The 19,377-nt window shown below is 69.2% G+C and carries 17 protein-coding genes; 9 read left to right on the forward strand and 8 right to left on the reverse strand.

Annotated features, from left to right (window positions below):
- Positions 1–86: 86 nt before the first annotated feature.
- Together mmsA and mmsB are read left to right on the forward strand one after the other, a co-directional pair.
- Positions 87–1,637: a multiple monosaccharide ABC transporter ATP-binding protein gene (gene mmsA, locus EDF27_RS07885; protein WP_123655699.1), complete on the forward strand. Its 1,551-nt coding sequence runs from the start codon at positions 87–89 to the stop codon at positions 1,635–1,637.
- Complete coding sequence (gene mmsB / locus EDF27_RS07890; RefSeq protein WP_123655700.1) at positions 1,624–2,805, forward strand: multiple monosaccharide ABC transporter permease; 1,182 nt, start codon at positions 1,624–1,626, stop codon at positions 2,803–2,805. The genes mmsA and mmsB overlap by 14 nt, the downstream gene beginning before the upstream one ends.
- An 81-nt stretch (positions 2,806–2,886) precedes the next feature.
- On the opposite strand, the gene EDF27_RS07895 is transcribed toward mmsB, so the two are convergent.
- On the reverse strand, positions 2,887–4,224 hold the full coding sequence (locus EDF27_RS07895) for an alpha-amylase family glycosyl hydrolase (protein WP_243698252.1): 1,338 nt from the start codon (positions 4,222–4,224) through the stop codon (positions 2,887–2,889).
- 67 nt (positions 4,225–4,291) lie between these two features.
- Here EDF27_RS07895 and EDF27_RS07900 point away from each other — a divergent pair, with 67 nt between their 5' ends.
- Entirely contained in the window at positions 4,292–4,690 is a 399-nt protein-coding gene (locus EDF27_RS07900; RefSeq protein ID WP_132048083.1) for a DUF3253 domain-containing protein, read from the forward strand.
- Positions 4,691–4,767: 77 nt separating this feature from the next.
- Here the strand turns inward: EDF27_RS07900 and EDF27_RS07905 are convergent, their stop codons facing one another.
- Positions 4,768–5,151 (reverse strand): hypothetical protein, encoded by a 384-nt coding sequence (locus EDF27_RS07905; RefSeq protein WP_132048085.1) that lies wholly within the window; start codon positions 5,149–5,151, stop codon positions 4,768–4,770.
- 20 nt (positions 5,152–5,171) lie between these two features.
- Entirely contained in the window at positions 5,172–5,906 is a 735-nt protein-coding gene (locus tag EDF27_RS07910) for a nucleotidyltransferase domain-containing protein (protein WP_165931399.1), read from the reverse strand.
- Between EDF27_RS07910 and EDF27_RS07915 the strand changes: the two genes are divergently transcribed.
- A complete protein-coding gene (locus tag EDF27_RS07915) occupies positions 5,881–6,984 on the forward strand; it encodes an SDR family oxidoreductase (RefSeq protein ID WP_132048089.1) in 1,104 nt (367 codons plus the stop codon). The genes EDF27_RS07910 and EDF27_RS07915 overlap by 26 nt on opposite strands.
- Before the next feature lie 32 nt (positions 6,985–7,016).
- On the forward strand, positions 7,017–7,325 hold the full coding sequence (locus tag EDF27_RS07920; protein WP_123655705.1) for a biopolymer transporter Tol: 309 nt from the start codon (positions 7,017–7,019) through the stop codon (positions 7,323–7,325).
- A 211-nt stretch (positions 7,326–7,536) separates the two neighbouring features.
- Here the strand turns inward: EDF27_RS07920 and EDF27_RS07925 are convergent, their stop codons facing one another.
- From EDF27_RS07925 to EDF27_RS07940, 4 genes are all read right to left on the reverse strand, one after another.
- Positions 7,537–9,360 carry a beta-galactosidase family protein gene (locus EDF27_RS07925; RefSeq protein WP_132048091.1) on the reverse strand — a complete coding sequence of 608 codons (1,824 nt, stop codon included), beginning with the start codon at positions 9,358–9,360 and terminating at the stop codon, positions 7,537–7,539.
- A gap of 65 nt (positions 9,361–9,425) precedes the next feature.
- Positions 9,426–10,760 carry a sugar ABC transporter substrate-binding protein gene (locus EDF27_RS07930; RefSeq protein WP_185021596.1) on the reverse strand — a complete coding sequence of 445 codons (1,335 nt, stop codon included), beginning with the start codon at positions 10,758–10,760 and terminating at the stop codon, positions 9,426–9,428.
- A 95-nt stretch (positions 10,761–10,855) separates the two neighbouring features.
- Positions 10,856–11,815 carry a carbohydrate ABC transporter permease gene (locus EDF27_RS07935; protein WP_123655708.1) on the reverse strand — a complete coding sequence of 320 codons (960 nt, stop codon included), beginning with the start codon at positions 11,813–11,815 and terminating at the stop codon, positions 10,856–10,858.
- Complete coding sequence (locus EDF27_RS07940) at positions 11,812–12,747, reverse strand: sugar ABC transporter permease (protein ID WP_123655709.1); 936 nt, start codon at positions 12,745–12,747, stop codon at positions 11,812–11,814. The genes EDF27_RS07935 and EDF27_RS07940 overlap by 4 nt, the downstream gene beginning before the upstream one ends.
- Positions 12,748–12,926: 179 nt before the next feature.
- Here EDF27_RS07940 and EDF27_RS07945 point away from each other — a divergent pair, with 179 nt between their 5' ends.
- Entirely contained in the window at positions 12,927–13,955 is a 1,029-nt protein-coding gene (locus EDF27_RS07945; RefSeq protein ID WP_243698253.1) for a LacI family DNA-binding transcriptional regulator, read from the forward strand.
- Positions 13,956–14,294: 339 nt separating this feature from the next.
- On the opposite strand, the gene EDF27_RS07950 is transcribed toward EDF27_RS07945, so the two are convergent.
- Positions 14,295–15,800, reverse strand: a complete 1,506-nt coding sequence (locus tag EDF27_RS07950) for an alpha-N-arabinofuranosidase (protein ID WP_132048092.1) — start codon at positions 15,798–15,800, stop codon at positions 14,295–14,297.
- A gap of 294 nt (positions 15,801–16,094) precedes the next feature.
- Here EDF27_RS07950 and EDF27_RS07955 point away from each other — a divergent pair, with 294 nt between their 5' ends.
- From EDF27_RS07955 to EDF27_RS07965, 3 genes are read left to right on the forward strand one after another with little or no spacing between them, the layout of a single operon-like run.
- Positions 16,095–17,450: an extracellular solute-binding protein gene (locus EDF27_RS07955; protein ID WP_123655712.1), complete on the forward strand. Its 1,356-nt coding sequence runs from the start codon at positions 16,095–16,097 to the stop codon at positions 17,448–17,450.
- A 36-nt stretch (positions 17,451–17,486) separates the two neighbouring features.
- Positions 17,487–18,452: a sugar ABC transporter permease gene (locus EDF27_RS07960; protein WP_123655713.1), complete on the forward strand. Its 966-nt coding sequence runs from the start codon at positions 17,487–17,489 to the stop codon at positions 18,450–18,452.
- A gap of 1 nt (position 18,453) precedes the next feature.
- Positions 18,454–19,368 (forward strand): carbohydrate ABC transporter permease, encoded by a 915-nt coding sequence (locus tag EDF27_RS07965; RefSeq protein WP_123655714.1) that lies wholly within the window; start codon positions 18,454–18,456, stop codon positions 19,366–19,368.
- Positions 19,369–19,377: the final 9 nt, after the last annotated feature.

Below are 19,377 nucleotides of genomic sequence, written 5' to 3' on the forward strand. Positions count from 1 at the left end.
TCGGACGGGAGGCGCGGTGCCAGACCGCACCGTGCCTCCCGTCCGTCTCCACTCGCGCGCAACGCGCACAACGGAAGGCGGTCCACGTGACGGACACCATCCTCGAGATGCGGGACATCACGAAGACGTTCCCCGGCGTCAAGGCCCTGCAGGGCGTCTCCATCGAGGTCGAACGCGGGCAGGTCCACGCGATCTGCGGTGAGAACGGTGCCGGCAAGAGCACCCTCATGAAGGTGCTGTCCGGGGTCTACCCGGCCGGGACGTTCGACGGCGAGATCCTGCTCGACGGCGAAGCCGTGTCGTTCTCGAACATCAACGACTCCGAAGCAGCCGGCGTCGTGATCATCCACCAGGAGCTCGCACTGAGCCCCTACCTGTCGATCGCCGAGAACATCTTCCTCGGCAACGAGCGCTCCAAGGCCGGCTTCATCGACTGGAACAAGACGAACCTCGCCGCCGCGGAGCTCCTGACGCGCGTCGGCCTCAAGGACAACCCGATCACGAAGATCGTCGACATCGGCGTCGGCAAGCAGCAGCTCGTCGAGATCGCGAAGGCGCTGTCGAAGCGGGTGAAGCTCCTCATCCTCGACGAGCCCACCGCCGCGCTCAACGACGACGACTCCGCGCACCTGCTCGACCTCATCCGGTCGCTGCAGGCCGAGGGCATGACGGCGATCATCATCAGCCACAAGCTCAACGAGATCAAGGCGATCGCGGACAAGGTCACGATCATCCGCGACGGCCAGACGATCGAGACGCTCGACATGCACGCGGACGACGTCTCCGAGGACCGGATCATCCGGGGCATGGTCGGCCGCGACCTGTCGAACCGCTACCCGGAGCACGAGTCGAACGTCGGCGAGGAACTCCTGCGGATCGAGGACTGGACCGTCCACCACCCGCTCGACGCGTCCCGCGAGATCATCCACCAGGCGAACCTCACCGTCCGCGCCGGCGAGATCGTCGGCATCGCGGGGCTGATGGGTGCCGGGCGCACCGAGCTGGCGATGAGCGTCTTCGGACACTCGTACGGCACGGGCATCTCCGGCACCGTCTACAAGCGCGGTGAGCCGATCAAGACGCACACGGTGTCCCAGGCGATCGACCACGGCATCGCCTACGCGACCGAGGACCGGAAGCGCTACGGGCTCAACCTGCTCGACGACATCAAGCGGAACATCTCCGGCTCGGCGCTCGGGAAGCTCGCCGAGTGGGGCTTCGTGAACGGGTCCGAGGAGACGACCGTCGCGCGGAAGTTCCTCAAGGACCTGAACATCAAGGCGCCGAACGTCGACGTCGTCACCGGGAAGCTCTCCGGCGGCAACCAGCAGAAGGTCGTCCTGTCGAAGTGGATGTACGCGGACCCCGAGGTCCTCATCCTCGACGAACCGACCCGAGGCATCGACGTCGGCGCGAAGTACGAGATCTACACGATCATCAACGCGCTCGCGGACCAGGGGAAGGGGATCATCGTGATCTCCTCCGAACTCCCCGAACTCCTCGGCATCTGCGACCGCATCTACACGCTCTCCGAGGGCCGCATCACGGCGGACGTCCCGCGCTCCGAGGCGACGCCCGAGGTCCTCATGCAGTACATGACCCAGGAACGGGAGACCCCTGTCAATGAACGCGCTTAAGTCCGCCGCCGGCTACCTCACCGGGCAGCTCCGACAGATCGGCCTGTTCATCGCGCTGATCGTCATCGTCATCTTCTTCCAGGTGACGACCGGCGGGATCACCCTCGCCCCGATCAACGTCTCGAACCTGATCGTCCAGAACAGCTACATCCTGATCCTCGCCATCGGCATGGTGATGGTCATCATCGCCGGCCACATCGACCTGTCCGTCGGGTCGGTCGTCGCCTTCACCGGCGCGATGGCGGGCGTCATGATCACGCAGTGGCACGTGCCGTGGCCCGTCGCCGTCGTCCTCTGCCTGGTCATCGGTGCACTCGTCGGTGCGTGGCAGGGCTTCTGGATCGCGTACTTCGGGATCCCGGCGTTCATCGTCACCCTGGCCGGCATGCTCGCGTTCCGCGGTGCCGCGCAGATCGCCCTGCAGAACCAGCAGATCTCGCCGTTCCCGGAGGGCTTCCGCTCGCTCGGCTCCGGCTTCCTGCCCGCGTTCGGTTCGTCCGGCTACGAGCCGCTGACGATGATCCTCGGCTTCGCGGCCGCCGCGATCCTCGTCGTCACCGCGTTCCGCGGCCGTGCAACCCGTCGGAAGTACCAGCTCGAGAGCGAACCCGTCGCCTGGTTCATCACCAAGCTCGCGTTCACCGTCGCGCTCGTCATCTACGTCGCGCTGCTCCTCGCCAGCTACAACGGCACACCGATCGTGCTCGTCATCCTCGGCGTGCTCGTGGTCGTGTACTCGCTCGTGATGCGGAGCGCCGTGTTCGGCCGGCACATCTACGCCATCGGCGGCAACGCACTGGCGGCGCAGCTCTCCGGCGTGAAGACGAAGCGCGTCACGTTCCTGCTCTTCGTCAACATGGGCGTCATCTCGGCGCTGGCGGGCGTGGTCTTCACGGGCCAGCTCAACCTCGCGTCGCCGAGTGCGGGCAACGGGTTCGAGCTCGACGCGATCGCCGCGGTGTTCATCGGCGGCGCGGCCGTCACCGGTGGCATCGGGACCGTGCCGGGAGCCATCGTCGGTGGTCTCATCATCGGCATCCTGAACAACGGCATGTCGATCCTCGGTGTCGGCACCGAGTTCCAGTCCCTGATCAAGGGCCTGGTGCTGCTCGCCGCCGTCGCGTTCGACGTGTTCAACAAGCGTCGGGCGGCGTCCGCGCGCAAGTAGCGGTCGCGGTCTGCGGTTCGCCGGAGTCGAGTGCGCAGCAACGGGTGGGTTCCGGTCCGGGACCCACCCGTTGGTGCGCGCTCACCTGGTCAGGACGGCCCAACCCCCGGACGGGAGGCTGACGGTCCCGTCCCGCAGGTCGCCCCCGCCCGCCTCCACCCGCGTGGCGTCTGCGACGGGCAGGTCGACGGGGTCGTCGGACAGGTTCAGGGCGGTCACCACCGCGGCGTCCGCGGTCGCGGTGCGCAGCACGATCGCGGTGTTGGTCAGGTGGGTCACGTCGGTGTGCGCCCGGTGCAGCCACGGTTCGCGGCGGCGCAGCGCGACGAGCGCCTCGTACGCGTGCGTCAGGGACGTCGGTGCCGGCGGCGCGTCCGGGAACTCCGGCCGGACGGCGTCGTCCCCACCGATGCGTTCCTCCTTGACCCCGGTCCAGCCGTACTCGTCGCCAGCCCAGACGCTCGGGGTCCCCGCGACCGTGAAGAGCACGGCGGCCGCGTGCCCGGCGAACCGCTCCCCCACGGCGCTCGCGATCCGCGTGACGTCGTGGTTGCCGACGAAGGTGCTCGGGACGAACGTCGCCAGCAATGCGTCGTGCCGCTCGATCGCGTGCGCCAGCTCGTGGCAGTTCCGGTCCGCGATGCCGTGCCAGACGCCCTGCCACAGCTCGTACTGCGTCGTCGAGTCCATCGTCGACTCCCGGACGATCGCCGCCGCGTCGCCGTGGATCACCTCGCCGGTGAACCAGGCGTCCGGGAACCGCTCCCGCACCCGGGGCAGCACCCGCGCCCAGAACGCCGGCGGCACCGCGTAGGCCGCGTCGAGCCGCCACCCGTCGATCCCGCGCTCGAGCCAGTGCGTCATCACGTCGACCACCAGGTCCTCGGTCGCCGCACTGCCGTGGTCGAGCGCCACCAGGATGTCGTGCCCCTCGAACAGCCCGACCGGCACCGGGTCACCCGGTGCCCAGCCGGTCCAGTCGATGTCGAACAGCGCGGCGGACTCCGCAGCCGGGCCGTCGGACTCGAGCGCCCGGAACGCCGGGTGCTCCCGACCGACGTGGTTGAACACCCCGTCGAGCAGTACCCGGACGCCCTTGTCGTGCGCCGCGGCCACGAGCGCGTCGAAGTCACCGTCGTCCCCGAGCCGCGGGTCGATCCGCAGGTGGTCGACGGTGTCGTAGCCGTGGGTGGAGCTGGCGGAGACCGGGCCGAGGAGCAGCCCGTTCAGCCCGAGGTCGACGACGTGGTCGAGCCAGTCCGCGATCCGCCCGAGCCGGTGCTCGACGGGCCGATCCGCCACGGGCGTCTCCGGCCGGATCTCCGCTCCCACGAAGCCGAGCGGGTACACGTGCCACCACATGACGTGCCGGACCCAGTCGGGCTCGGGCGGACGGGTGGCTGCGTCGTCGGTGGTCACCGCTCCGATGCTGCCAGGCGCCGCGCTCGCTGGGTACGCCGGTGCGCTTCCGGACGAAGATGGGCGCATGGGACGAGCGATCCGCACCGAGGACGATGCCGCGCGCAACGCCGCGGCGCACGCCGAGCGGACCTGTGCGTCGTGCGGACGCCGGATGCCGACGAACGCCGCGCCCGATGCCAGGTGGTGTTCGGACGCCTGCCGCCGGCACAAGCTCGACGACACCGACCGGCACCTCGAGCGGACCATCGACGAGCTCCTCGACGCCCGGGCGCTCACGTCGAGCATCTGTCCCTCGGACGCCGCGCGGGCGATCGGCGGGGACGACTGGCGCGACCTGATGGAGCCGGCCCGCCGGGCCGCGCGGCGGATGGTCGCGCGGGGCGAGGTCGAGATCACGCAGGGCGGGAACGTCGTCGACCCGTCCACGGCGAAGGGCCCGATCCGCATCCGTCGCCCGCGGTGAGGCTCAGTCCGACCAGCTGCACGCGATCATGCCGACCCGTCACGTCGATCACGAGATCGAGAACACCTCGATCGGACTCACGCGGCGAGGATCTGCTCCATCCGCCCGACCAGGCGTTCGAGCGCCGTGACCAGCTGCCGGGTCTGGTCGCGAGTCACGCGCGATGAGGAGTACTGGAAGTGCGCTTTCTCGTCCGTCAGGCGCTTGAGGTTGTTGCCCGGCTGGCGATCGGGCGAACAGGCCCTGTCGAGAAGCCGTCCCGCTTCGCCGTGATCATCACCCTTGAAGTGGTACCCGAGCGTGCTTCCGCAGATCGCGTCGGCCGCCGCGATGCCGCCGAGAACGGCGTTGGCACCAGCCGCCTTCCAATCAGCGTTCAGCTCGGACTCGACGCACAACCGCGCTACCTCGAGATAGGACTTCGCTTCGTCCCGGCGCCGCTGGACTTCGTTCGGTGCCATCGACCTGGTTCGCGCGGCCATCAGATCAGGTCGCGGATCTCGCGGCCGTACACCGTCTTCGCGTCATCGCGCCAGGAGCCGAGCAGCGGGTCGTTCTCCATCGCGAATCGCCGGAGGTCCGGTCTCGTCACGTCGAACACCTGGCAGTCATTGCCACTCCAGATCCGCACCATCGACCCGAGCTCCACGATGAGCTCGGTGTCGACGTGGTCGTCGAACACGACGACGAGATCGACGTCCGAGGCAGCCGTCGAGTCCCCGCGGGCGACCGAGCCGAAAACGGAGACCGAGATCACGCCCACGTCACTCCGGTCGACGAGATGAACGATCCGGCGCTCCAGTTCCTGACGCGCCTCGAGCGCGAGCTCGATCGCCGGCCACAGGACGTGCGAACGGTTGGCACGGTAGGAAGAGTGCTGCAATCCCCGTTCCACGACGACGAGGCCCGCCAGCTCGAGCTTGTCCAACGCGCGTTTGATGCCGGTGTGGCTCGCGACGCCTGCGACCCGAGCGACCTGCCGCCCTGTCATGCCGCTGTCCGTTCGCGCCAGGACCCGGATGGCCCTGGCGGCCGTCCGTCCTACGAGCGTCGCCAAGGGCTCGGCTACTTCCATCAGCCGTCCTCCATCCGTGTACACAAAAGTGTTACACATGTTTCGCTTTTGTGTACACCTCGGCGGTCCACCGCGTGAGGGAAGGATCACGGGGCGACAGGTGTTGGGGAACGCGATGACTCCTGACGAGACCACCAGCACGCAACCCTCCGACCGTCGCGGCGCCCTCGTCGTGGGCGCCAGCGGCATCACCGGCTCCGCCCTCGTGCGGCACCTGATCGGCGACGGGTGGGACGTCGCTGCGCTGTCCCGCCGTGCCGGCAGCCGCGATGGTGTCCGCGGTGTCGCCGCCGACCTGCGCGACCCCGACGCGCTCCGGGCCGCGCTGGCCGGGGAACGCCCGACCCACGTCTTCTTCACCGCATGGCAGCGACAGGCGACCGAGGCCGAGAACATCGCCGTCAACGGGGCGATGGTCCGCGACCTCCTCTGCGCGCTCGAGCACGCACCACTCGAACACGTCGCACTGGTGACCGGGCTGAAGCACTACCTCGGCCCGTTCGAGGCGTACGCCGCCGGCGAGATGCCGGACACGCCCTTCCACGAGGAGGAACCGCGTCTCGACACCCCGAACTTCTACTACGCGCAGGAGGACGAACTCTTCGCCGCAGCCGAGCGGCAGGGCTTCACCTGGTCGGTGCACCGCTCACACACGGTCATCGGCCACGCGGTCGGCAACGCGATGAACATGGGGCTGACGCTCGCGGTGCAGGCGACGATCGCGAAGGAGCTCGACCTCGACTTCGTGTTCCCGGGCAGCGAGGCGCAGTGGAACGGGCTGACCGACATGACCGACGCCAGACTCCTCGCCGAGCACATGGTCTGGGCATCCACCACGCCTGAGGGCGCGAACGAACCGTTCAACATCGTCAACGGGGACGTCTTCCGGTGGCGCTGGATGTGGCCGCGGCTCGCCGCACACCTCGGGGTGGACCCGGCTCGTGTCGTCGGGTACAAGGACGAACCGCGCCCGCTCGAGGAGCAGATGGCACCGTACGAGTCGTCGTGGGCATCCATCGCCGAACGGCACGGGCTCGCCGAGCCGGACATCACCCGGGTCGCGTCGTGGTGGCACACCGACGCGGACCTCGGTCGGGCGATGGAGGTCGTCACCGACATGGGCAAGAGCCGCGACGCCGGGTTCACCGGGTACCGCCGCACCGAGCAGGCGTTCGCGGACCTGTTCGCCCGCTACCGCGAGGGCCGGTTGATCCCCTGACGCCGCCCCCGGGACCCGGGCAGACTCGGGTCATGAGCGAGCCCGACGACCACTTCTTCGTCGTCGACGGCCGTCGCTGGCGGCGCACGGACCCGGCGATCCCCGAGGACCTCGCCGCGCGGCTCCGGTCCCACCTCGGTCGCGGGCGGAACGCGGTCAAGCAGGCGAAGCGCGCCGGCGACGACGAGGCCCTCGCCGCCGCACGGCACCGCAACGGCATCGCGAAGCACGGGCTGGGCGAGCGGGGTCCGGCGTGGTGGGAGCGCCCGGAGGCCGACCGTGTCGCCGATGCCGAGCGAGCCGCGGCGGACCTCGACGCTCTCGACCCGCGCGATCCCTGACGCGCGTTCCTTCCCATCGCGCCCGCACTGGGAAGCGGAATCGCGCGTAGGGGGTCGGAAGAACCGACCCCCTACGCGCGATTCGACTCACCACGCGGGATTCGACCTACCGCGGGCAGGGCACCGGGCAGCGCGCGGGATTCGACCAGCGCGGGGATCGGGAGCGCGCGAGGACCGGGAGCGCGGGCGCCGGGAGCACCGGGAGCGACCGTCAGGACTCGGTGTGGCCGAGCGACGGCTCCGTGCGCAGGCACACCGTGCGCGACGCCGCGGCGTGCAGCTCCAGCACGACGACCTCGTTCGTGCCCGCGCGGAGCACCGGCCCGGGCACCGCGAGCGTCCGCTGCGGCCCTCGCGACCAGTACCGCCCGAGGCAGAACCCGTTCACCCAGGCGACGCCCTTCCGGAACCCGTCGAGCGACAGGTAGCGGTCCCCCGGCGCGGCGAGGTGGAACGACCCGAGCGCCAGGACCGGCCCGGCGAGCACGTCCCCGTCGGTCGGGGCCACGGAGCGCAGGGCATCGAGCGCGGCGGCGGGCAGCGGGTCGAACGCCAGCGGCGACGCCGTCCACCGTTCGAGCGGCGCACCGTCGACGGACACCCCGCCGATGAGGCCCTTCGGCTCGCCGATCCGGGGCCCGTAGTCGACGCGGCCCTGGTCCTCGACGAGGAGCTCCAGCGTGCCGGTGACCGGTGGGAGCGCTATCGCGCGGTCGTGGTGCTCGCGTTCGAGGACCCCGACGGGCCGCCCGTCGACGCTGACGATCGCACGGTCGCGGACCTCTTCGCCGACGGTGAGCACACCGCCGGCAGGCAGGTCGACCTCGGTGCGGTAGAGCACGAAGCCCGACGCGGCACCGAGTGCGTCGAAGGTGGGGACCCCGTCGTGCGCGGTCCACGACGTGAGCTGCGGGAGCAGCGCGTGCAGGGCACCGGCCCGCTCGAGTCGGACGGCGACGTCCGTGGCGGGGGTGGGCCGAGCCTCCAGACCGGCTGCCGACGACCCGTCGAGGTGACCCGATCCACCTGGTTCCATCGATGCGGGCAGGGCCGGGACCGGCGCGTACCGTTCGATCACGGCGCGGAACGCGTGGAACTTGGCGGTGGGCCGACCGGCCTCGTCGAGGGGTGCGTCGTAGTCGTACGACGTCGCGATCGGCCGGTACACGCCCTTGTCGTTCGCCCCGTTGGTGAAGCCGAAGTTCGTGCCCCCGTGGAACATGTAGATGTTGACCGAGCCGCCGGCGCCGAGCAGGTCCTCGAGGTCGGAAGCCGAGGCAGCGGCCGGGGTGGTGTGGTGGTGCTCGCCCCAGCTGTCGAACCAGCCGTCCCAGAACTCCGAGCACATCAGCGGACCGGTCGGCTGCGCCTGGCGCAGCCGGGCGAGCCTGGACGTGACGCGGGAGCCGAACGAACCCGTGCGGTGCAGGGACGGGAGCGAGCCGTCCTCGAGCATCGAGTCCATCGGCTGGTCGACGCTCGTGAACGGGACGGTGAGGCCGATCGTGCGGTGCATCGCCTCGAGCTTGGTGAGGTAGACCGGGTCGGAGCCGTAGGCGCCGTACTCGTTCTCCACCTGGACGAGGACGATGGGGCCGCCCTCGTCGATCTGCCGCGGGACGAGGATCGGGGCGAGGGCGTCGAGGTACCGCGACACGGCCGCGAGGAACTGCGGCTCGTCGCGGCGGATGCCCACGGTGCCGTCGGCGAAGAGCCAGTACGGCAGCCCGCCGTTGGTCCACTCGGCGCAGATGTAGGGGCCGGGGCGGACGATGGCGTGCATGCCCTCGGCCGCGACGAGGTCGAGGAACCGGCCGAGGTCGAGCCCGTCGGTGAAGTCGAAGGTGCCGGGGGTCGCCTCGTGGGCGTTCCACGCGACGTACGTCTCGATGGTGTTGAGGCCCATCAGCCGGGCCTTGCGGATCCGGTCGGCCCAGAGGTCCGGGTGGACCCGGAAGTAGTGGATCGCGCCGGACAGGATCCGGTGCGGCTCGCCGTCGAGCAGGAAGTCGGTGTCGCCGATGGCGAAGCGCATCGCGCGCCCTTTCTGGAGGGAGGGGCCGCACGGTCGTCCGTGCGGCCCCTCGGGGTGAGCGGGTGCTACTTGGTCGAGACCGTGAAGCCCTGCTGCTTGCCGTACTTCACGAGCGCAGCCTGCCAGGCCTCGAGGCCGGAGTCGAGCGAGGTGCCCTTCTCGTAGGACTGCCCGACCGTGTCCGCGTAGACGCTGTTCGCGTACACCTGGTACGGCAGGTAGGTGAAGTCGTTGTCAGCGCTCTTGGACGCGTCGACGAGGACCTCGTTGATCTTCTGCCCACCGAAGTAGGACGGCTCCTCGTTGAGGAACGACGACGACTCCAGGTCCGCGGTGGTCGACGGGAACCCGCCGGACTCCATGAACACCTTCGTGGACGCCTTCGACGAGTTCAGCCACTTCAGGAATCCCGCGGCGAGTGCCGGGTTCTTCGTCTGCTTCATGACGACCTCGGCGCTGCCGCCGTTGTTCGCCGTGGTGGCGGTGGTGCCGTCGTAGGTCGGCATCGGGGCCACACGCCAGTCACCGGACGCGTCGGCGACGCTCGCCTCGAGGTTGCCCGGCATCCACGCGCCCGTGATGAGCGTCGCGATCTGGCCGTTGCCGAGCTGCTTGTACCAGTCGTCGGTCCAGCCGACGGTCTTGGAGAGCAGGCCCTTCTCGACCAGCTCGTTCCAGGTCGCGGTCCACTTCTTCGTCCCCGCGTCGGCGAGGTTCACCGTGACCTTGTCGCCCTTCGTGGTGAAGGGGGTGCCACCGGCCTGGGCGATCATGCTCGTCGTGAAGCCGGCGTCGCCGGAGTCCGCGGTGATGTAGGCGTCCGGGTCGGCGGCGTGCAGCTTCGCGGCAGCGGCGACGTACTCGTCCCACGTCTTCGGCACGGCGATGCCGTACTCGTCGAAGACCTTCTTGTTGTAGAACAGCGCCATGGGGCCGGAGTCCTGCGGCAGGCCGTAGATCTTCGAGCCGTCGGTGACGGAGCTCCAGGTGCTGGCCGCGAACTTGCTCTTCAGGTCGCCGAACCCGTAGCTCGACAGGTCGAGGAGCGACTCGGAGAGCGAGAACTGCGGGAGCGCGTAGTACTCGACCTGGGCGACGTCGGGGGCACCCGAGCCGGCCTTGATCGTGTTCTGCAGCTTCGTGTACTGGTCGGCGCCGGTGCCGGCGTTGACCAGCTTGACGGTGACCTTCGGGTACGCCTTCTCGAACGCGGCGACCTGGGCCTTCGCGGACGGGGTCCACGACCAGTACGTCAGCGTGCCGCCCTTCTCGAGGGCCTTGTCGATGTCGGAGGCGGAACCGCTGGCGGACGAGCCGCCGGAGGCGCAGGCCGCCAGGGCGATGGCGGCGGTGACGCCGATGGCGAGGGCGCTCAGCCCGCGCCGGAGACGCTTGTTCATTCGGGTGCCTTTCACTTCTTCGTGTTGGGAGTGGTGCTGCTGTGGTGGTCGGCGGGCGCGCGTGGCGGGATCGCCACGAGCCTCCCGTCCGGGGCTCAGGCCTTGACGGACCCGGCCGCGAGGCCGGACTGCCAGAAGCGCTGCAGGAAGAGGAACGCGACCACGATCGGGATGATCGTGAGGAGCGATCCCGTGACGACGAGGTTGTAGATCGGCTGGGCACCGGAGCCGGTGGCCTGCGCGTTCCACTGGTTGAGGCCGACGGTGAGCGGGTACCACTTCGGGTCGCTCAGCATGATCAGCGGCAGGAAGTAGTTGTTCCAGGTGGCGACGACCGCGAAGAGCAGCACCGTGACCACGCCGGGCGCGAGCAGCCGGAGCGCGATGGTGAAGAAGATCCGGAACTCGCCGGCGCCGTCCATCCGGGCGGCCTCGATGAGCTCCGTCGGGATCGCGTCGACCGCGTAGGTCCAGATCAGGTACATGCCGAACGGGCTGATCAGGGACGGCAGGATGATCGCCCACGGGGTGTTCGTCAGGCCGACCTGCGAGAAGAGCAGGAAGGTCGGGACGGCCAGCGCCGTGCCGGGCACCGCGATCGCACCGAGGACCACGGCGAACACCGCGCGGCGGCCGGGGAACGCGAACTTCGCCATGCCGTAGCCCGCGACCGTCGCCAGCAGGGTCGCCCCGCCGGCACCGACGACGACGTACAGCAGCGTGTTGCCGAACCACTGCAGGAAGATGCCGTCGTTGTACGTCAGCGTGTCGACGATGTTCTGCCAGAGGTTGAAGTTCCCGCCGAACCAGAGGCCGAACGTGGACAGCAGCGACGACTGCGTCTTCGTGCTGTTCACGAGCAGGTAGAACAGCGGCGCGAACGAGTAGACGACGAAGACGACCATCACGGCGGTCAGCAGACCGGACCGCTTCGGCTTGCGTCCGTCGACGGGCTGCTTCGCCTTCCGGGAGGCTCGTCCCGCTCCGGCGCGGCCGTCGCGGAGCGTCGTGGTCGCCTCGGTCACCGTGGCCGGGGGGCTCTGGAGGGTGCTCATCGGTTCTCCTGTCGGGTACCGCGGACCTGCACGACGTAGGCGATCACGGCGGTGATGACGCCCATCACGATGGCGACGGTGGCGGAGTAGTTGAACTGCTGGCCGCTGAAGGACAGCGAGTAGGCGTACATGTTCGGCGTGAAGGCACTGCCGATGACGTTCGGGGCCAGGGTCTTCAGCAGGTTCGGCTCGTTGAAGAGCTGGAAGCTGCCGATGATCGAGAAGATCGTGGCGATGACCATCGGACCGCGGAGCGCCGGGAGCTTGATCGAGAACACCGTGCGCAGGGGGCCGGCACCGTCGAGCTCGGCGGCCTCGTACAGCTCGCCGGGCACGGTGCGGAGGGCCGCGTAGAAGATCAGCATGTTGTAGCCGAGGAACTCCCACGTGACCACGTTGCCGATGGACGTCAGGACCCAGGTCGGGCTGAACGGCTGCAGGAGGTCGATGCCGAGCGCGTGGTTCGCGGCACCGGTCAGGCCGAACTGGTTGCCGTAGATGAAGCCCCAGATGAGCGCCGCGACGACGCCGGGGACCGCGTAGGGCAGGAACACCGCGATGCGGAAGAAGCTCGTTCCCCACAGGCGGGCGCTGTCGAGCGCCAGCGCGGCGACGAGCGCCAGGCCGAGCATGATCGGCACCTGGATCACGAGGAAGATCGCGACGCGGCCGAACCCGGTCCAGAACTGCGAGTCCTGGAAGAGCTGGATGTAGTTCGCGAACCAGACGAACTGGTTGCCGCCGACGAGCTGGTCGCGGAACAGGCTGAGCCAGAGCGCGTACCCGATCGGGACGATGAGCATCAGGACCAGGACGGCCACGAACGGGCCGACGAACAGCCATCCGGTGAACCGTCCGCGGGGCTTCGGCCGACGTCGCGGGGGCGTGGCGGGAGCGGTGGCCGCTGCCGGGCGCGCTGCGAGCGTGCTCATGTGACTCCTTCGTCTGCTGCGTTCGGGTGCGTTCGGGCGGCGTGCTGCTCGCGGTTTCGCCGCGACCATGTTGACGTCAACATCGAACGGCGCGACGATAGCATGGCAACGTCAACATGCGCTAGCGTTCGGGGCAGCCGTCGGGTGTTCCTGCGGCATTCCGAACGAGAGGGGGCGATGTGAGCACCGATCTGTCGTCCGCCCGTCGAGCCCCCTCGCTCGCCGCCGTCGCCGAGGCCGCCGGCGTCTCGATGCAGACCGTGTCCCGCGTGGCGCGCGGCTTCGACAACGTCAGCCCGGACACCCGGCTCCGCGTGCAGGCGGCGATGACCTCGCTCGGCTACCGCCCGAACCGTGCCGCCAGGGCCCTGCGCTCCGGGCGTTTCCGCACGATCGGCGTGATCATGTTCACGCTCGCGTCCTTCGGCAACATGCGCACCCTCGAGGCGATCGCCGACGCCGCCGGGGCCGCGGACTTCACGATCACGCTGCTGCCGATGGCATCCCGCACCGAAGAGGGGGTGCGCTCGGCGTTCTCACGCCTGCACGAACAGGCGGTCGACGGCGTCGTGATCATCATCGAGTCGCACGTCATCGACACCGCCGAGGTCGCGCTCCCCGACGGCGTCCCCGTCGTGGTCGTCGACTCCACCGGCACGACCGAGCACCCGGCGATCGACACCGACCAGGCCGAGGGTGCACGGCTCGCCACGCAGCACCTGCTCGACCTCGGGCACGAGACGGTGTGGCACGTCGCCGGGCCGTCCTCCTCGTACTCCTCGAGCCGGCGACTCGCGGCGTGGCGCTCGACCCTCACCGCCGCCGGCCGCCCGGTCCCGCCGGTGTTCCACGGCGACTGGGGCACGTCGTCCGGCTACCGGGTCGGCCTCGAGATCGCCCGCCGCCCGGAGATCACCGCCGTCTTCGCCGCGAACGACCAGACCGCGCTCGGCATCCTCCGCGCCTGCCACGAGCTCGGGCGCCCCGTGCCGGAGTCCCTCAGCATCGTGGGCTTCGACGACATGCCGGAGTCCGACTCGTTTTGGCCGCCGCTCACCACCGTGCACCAGTCCTTCGACGAGGTCGGGCGCCGCGCAGTCTCGACGCTCCTCACCCAGATCGAGGGCGCGCCGGTCACCGCCGCGACGGACTTCGTCCCGGTGCGCCTGGTCGTGCGCGCGAGCACGGCGGCGCCGCCGGCGCGCTGACGCGCCGCGCCGGCGCGCTGACGCGGCGCGCGCCCGTCCGCCCGCAGTGTGCGCGGTTCCGTACACCGTGCCCGGCGCGGCAGGCCGCACCATGTCCGCAAGCTCCCACACTGCGGACGGGAGGCTCGTGCCGGCCCCGCACCGAGCCTCCCGCCCGGTGGTCCGCACGTTCCTTCCCATCGCGCGCGCACTGGAAAGAGGAAACGCGCGTAGGAGGTCGGAAGAACCGACCACCTACGCGCGTTTCGACCACCTACGCGCGAAACGACCGACCGACCGACCGGCCGGCCGGCCGCTCCGCGCCCGGCCGCGCCCGGCCGCTCCGCGGACGCGCAGCACCTACCCGATCGACAGCGCCGTCCAGCTCACCGGGGGGAGCTCGATCGTGACGGTGTCACCCTCGCGGCGGACCGTGTCGTTCGTGCGGAGCCCGACGCGCGCGGTGTTCGCGAGGTCGTTCACCGCGTGCAGGTCGTCGTCCCAGACACCCTCGGCGTGCACGTCACCCGACACGGCGAGGCCACCGAGGTCGATCGTGACCGTGGTGCTCTCGGACGGGTGGCGGTTGACGAGGAAGACGGCTGCCGTGCCGTCCTCGGTGACCGTGGCGGCGGAGTCGACGACCGGCACGTCCCCGTACTTGCCACCGTCGACGGTGTCACCCGACGCGACGACCCGCAGCGACGTGCCGTGCGCCAGGCGCGACGTCAGCGAGAACGGGAAGAACGTGGTCTGACGCCAGGCCTCGCCACCGGGCTCGGTCATGATCGGGCCGATCACGTTGACGAGCTGCGCGATGGAGGCCGACGCGACCCGGTCCGCGTGCCGGAGGAGCGAGATGAGCAGGCCGCCCACGACGACGGCGTCCGCCACGGTGTACACGTCCTCGAGCAGACGCGGTGCGACCGGCCACTCGTCGAGCGTGAAGGACTGCTGCTGCTCGTTCCACTTCGTGATCGACCAGACGTTCCACTCGTCGAACGAGATGTCGATGCGCTTGTCGGACTTCTTGTGCGCCTGCACGTGGTCCGCCGCCGTGGTGACGGTGTCGATGAACTTGTCCATGTTCACGCCGGAGGCGAGGAACGACGCGAGGTCGTCGCCCTCCTCGTAGTACGCGTGCGCGGAGATGTAGTCGACGTCGTCGTAGGCGTGCTCGAGGACGGTGCGCTCCCACTCGCCGAACGTCGGCATCGACGCTCCGGAGGAACCGCAGATGACGAGCTCCAGGTCCGGCTGGATCTGGCGCATGCCCTTCGCGGTCATCGCGGCGAGCTTGCCGTAGTCGTCGGCGTTCTTGTGGCCGAGCTGCCAGGGCCCGTCCATCTCGTTGCCGAGGCACCACATCGTGACGCCGAAGGGCTCCTCGCGGCCGTTGCGCTTGCGCTCGTCGGAACGGGCGGTGCCGCCGGGGATGTTCGCGTACTCGAGCAGTTCGATGGCGGCGTCGGTGCCGCGGGTGCCGAGGTTGACGGCGAGCATCATCTCGGAGCCGACGGAGTCGAGCCACTGCTGGAACTCGTGGAGGCCGACCTCGTTCGTCTCGGTGGAGTGCCACGCGAGGTCGAGGCGGCGGGGACGCTGGTCGACCGGGCCGACGCCGTCCTCCCACTTGTAGCCGGAGACGAAGTTGCCGCCGGGGTAGCGGATGGTGGTGACGCCGAGCTCCTTGACGAGCTCGATGACGTCCTTGCGGAAGCCGTGCTCGTCGGCGGTCTCGTGGGCGGGTTCGTGGATGCCGTCGTAGACGTGGCGGCCGAGGTGCTCGACGAAGCCACCGAACAGACGGCGGCGCACCGGCCCCACGGTGAACGCGGCGTCCAGGACGAGGTGTGTGCGGGGCATGGATCTCCTTCGATCGTGCGTGCAACGTATGAGTCCGGGCGGACCCGGTCCGGGCGGACCCGGGTCCGGGCGAACCCGGGTCCCGGCGAACCGGGGTCCCGGCGAACCGGGCATGGGCGAATCCGGATGGGTGGCACCCCGTCACGAAAGTGAGCGCTCACCTGATTGCAACGCTACCGGTATCCGCCCCGACACGAAAGGGGTGGCGCGCCGACGGACTGCGGGCTAATGTGAGCGCTCACGGAGCACCGGCCCAGGTGTTCCCAGCCCGGCCCATCCCGATGGAGTGATGCCATGCCGAATCGACCGACCCCACCCGTGTCGCGACTCACGCGACGCGGCTTCCTGGCAGCAGGTGCTGCTGCCGCGACCGTCCTGCCACTGGCGGCCTGCTCCAGCCCGCTGTCGGCCGGACTCGCGGGGAGCGCCCTCAACCCCGAGACCCTCGTCTTCTGGAACCTGTTCGGTGGTGGTGACGGCGCCCGCATGCAGGCGATGGAGGCCGGCTACGCCAAGCAGCACGGCGGATCCTCGTCGCTGCAGGCGACGACGTTCGCCTGGGGCAACCCGTACTACTCGAAGCTGACACTGGCCACCGTCGGGAACAAGCCGCCGGACGTCGCGGTCGCCCACCTGACCCGGGCGAAGCCGCTGTGGGACGGGGACCTCCTCGACCCGATCACGTCCGAGGACCTGGCGAGCGTCGGCCTCAGCGCCAGCGACTTCAACCAGAAGGCGTGGACGGCGCAGAAGACCGACGGCAAGAACATCGCCATCCCGCTCGACACCCACCCGTTCGTGCTCTTCTACAACGTTGACATCTGCAAGAAGGCGGGCCTGCTCGACTCGGACGGCAACCTCAAGGACCTGTCCGGCATGGACACGTTCGAGGCAGCGATGGCCGCCGCCGCCAAGGTCACCGGCGGCACGGCGCTGAACGTCGCGAACGTGGTCCCCGAGACCGCGACCCCGTGGCGCTTCTTCTGGACGCTCTACAACCAGATCAACGGCGCGACCCCGTTCCTCAGCGACGGTGGCGCGAAGCTCACCGTGAACGAGGACGCCTACAACGAGGTCACCAGCCGCACGCAGAAGTGGGTGCAGCAGGGCTGGCTCAACAAGGCCCTCGACTACGCCACGGCGGAATCGCAGATGTTCACCGGCAAGTCCGCGTTCTTCATGCAGGGCGAGTGGGAGATCAGCACCGCGCAGTCGATCAAGGGGCTGAAGTTCGGCATGGCGCCGATCCCGCAGCTCTACGACAAGCCGGCCACCCAGGCCGACTCGCACACGTTCGTGCTCCCCCGCAAGGACCGGACCCCCGAACAGCGCAAGCAGGCGATGCTCTTCATCAAGCAGATGCTCGAGCAGAGCATGACCTGGGCCGAAGGTGGCCACGTCCCCGCCTACATGCCCACGTTCGACAGCACCGCGTACAAGAAGCTCACGCCGCAGTCCAACTACGCAGCGGCCGCCGAGACCGCCGTGTTCGACGACGCCGCCTGGTACGGCGGTTCCGGTTCGACCTTCGAGGGCACCGTCGGCGCCCAGCTCGCCCTCGTGCAACAGGGCAGCTCCTCCCCCGCGCAGGCGCTGAAGGCGATCAAGTCCCAGCTCGCGACCTACCTCAACACCCCGAGCCCGCTGTGAGCGGGGACGTGAACACCGCGCGAAAGGCACGATGACGTGACCACAGCACCAGTCCTCGACCGCCCGACGGACGCCGCGACCGCTCCACGCCGCATCCGCACTTACCGGACCAGCCTCACCCGCGGCCAGGGCCGCAGCGGATGGCTGTTCCTCGCCCCCTTCGGCCTGTTCTACCTGGCCTTCCTCCTCGGTCCGACCGTGTGGATGCTCGTCTCGAGCTTCTTCAACACCTCGACCGTCCGCACCGGGCTCGGCAGCTTCGCCGGGTTCGCCAACTACGCCGAGATGCTCGGGCGCTCCGACTTCTGGTCGGCCCTCTGGCACACCCTGCAGTTCACGCTCTACACGACGCCGCCGCTCGTCATCCTGGCGTTCGTGTTCGCCGTGCTGACGAACCGGATGAACCGCGGCCAGTGGTTCTTCCGCCTGGCGTTCTTCCTGCCGTTCATCCTGCCGTCGGCGACGATCTCCCTGATCTGGGTGTTCATCTTCACGCCGGCGACCGGCCTGTGGGCGAGCATGCAGTCCGCGCTCGGCATGACCCCCGGCTCCGGCATCCTGTCCAGCCCGAACACGGCGATGATCGGTGTCGCGATCGCCACCGTGTGGTGGACGCTCGGCTTCAACTTCGTGCTCTACCTGGCGGGTCTCCAGGAGATCCCCCGCGAGCTGTACGAAGCGGCCGCCGTCGACGGTGCGTCGAACTGGCAGCAGATCAAGTCGATCACCCTGCCGCTCCTCGGCCGCACGACGACGCTCGTCATCCTGCTGCAGATCATCGCCAGCCTGAAGATCTTCGACCAGGTGTACCTGATGACGAACGGCGGGCCGGGCATCTCGACCCAGGTCTCGCTGCAGCTCATCACGGGTGTCGGCTTCACCGACAACCGCCTCGGTGCGGCGTCGGCCGCGTCGGTGCTCCTGTTCATCGTGATCGTCGCGATCGCAGTCATCCGGCAGCTCGTCGAGCGCGCTGCCGCCAAGCGAGAGATCGGTGCCTGAGATGTCCACCACCGAGAGCATCACCACGGGTCGCACCAAGCTCCGCACCGGCGTCTCGTCGGCTGCACCGACGAGCGCCGCGAAGATCGGCGTCAGCGGCAGGGGCTTCACGATCGCGTCGGGCATCATCCTGACGGTCTTCGCGATCATCTGGCTCATCCCGAGCCTGTTCGCGCTGAAGACGTCGCTGTCCGACAACGGCGTCGCCGCACTGGGCGCGAACTCGATCCTGTCGAACTGGAACCCGACGCTGCACTCCTACGCGGCACTGTTCCAGGCCGGTGACATCTGGAACTGGTACCTCGCCAGCGCGATCACCAGCGTGATCACCGCGCTGCTGACGGTGCTGTTCGCGTCGATGGCGGCGTTCGCGCTGTCCCGGCTCGTGTTCCGCGGCCGGAACGTCGCGTTCCTGCTGATCATCCTCGGGATCATGATCCCGACCCAGGTGCTGATCATCCCGATCTTCCAGGAGCTCAACGCGGTCGGCCTCCTGAACACCTACTGGTCGGTGATCTTCCCGCAGGTGCCCGCCGTGATCGCGGTGTTCATCTTCAAGCAGTTCTTCGACGGCATCCCGCGTGAACTGGAGGAAGCGGCACGCATCGACGGTGCGGGCATCTGGAAGGTCTACTGGTCGGTGATCCTGCCGCTGTCGCGTCCGGTCATCGCCGCGGTGACGATCCTGACGTTCGTCGGGGTCTGGAACAACCTGCTCCTGCCCCTGTTCGTGCTGTCGAACCCGGACCTCATGACGATCCCGGTCGGGCTCGCCACGGTCCAGGGCAGCTTCGGCCAGCGGTACGCCGACATCCAGGCCGGTGCGCTCCTCGCGGCGCTGCCGCTGATCATCCTCTACCTGATCTTCCAGCGGCAGATCGTGGAGGGCGTGACGGGTTCCGGCCTCAAGGGCTGACGCCACCAC

The organism is Curtobacterium sp. PhB136 (assembly GCF_004346855.1).
Lineage (GTDB): Bacteria > Actinomycetota > Actinomycetes > Actinomycetales > Microbacteriaceae > Curtobacterium.